Source organism: Cobetia sp. SIMBA_158 (assembly GCF_046566945.1).
GTDB classification, from domain to species: domain Bacteria; phylum Pseudomonadota; class Gammaproteobacteria; order Pseudomonadales; family Halomonadaceae; genus Cobetia; species Cobetia amphilecti.
In genome coordinates this window covers 1-278 of sequence record NZ_JAWJYL010000267.1, presented here as the reverse complement: position 1 = coordinate 278, position 278 = coordinate 1, and the positions used below count along the sequence as shown (strand labels likewise).

Annotated in this window: 1 protein-coding gene; it reads left to right on the top strand. The window is 60.4% G+C overall.

The features are described 5' to 3' along the window. Positions 1 to 25: 25 nt before the first annotated feature. On the top strand, positions 26 to 278 hold a 253-nt coding region (locus R2R70_RS19910), incomplete at its 3' end, for a response regulator transcription factor (RefSeq protein ID WP_410978886.1).

The following is a 278-nucleotide window of genomic DNA, read 5'->3' as shown; positions in this document are numbered from 1 at the left end:
CCCCAAAAAGAAAATGGAACAACAAATGAAGCGCATCGTGGTCATCGACGATCATCCAATCGTCCTCAAGATGCTCGCCAACGTGCTGAACACCGAATACGCGCTCGTGGGCGAATGCGGTGACGGCGAAGAGGGCCTCCATCTCGTCCAGACGCTGCAACCCGACCTGGTGATCCTCGACCTCGAATTGCCGAAGCTCGACGGGCTGTCGGTCATTCGCGGCATCCGCGCGAAGCAGGCCGCCACGCGCATCATCGTGCTGTCGGCCAAGCCGGAGC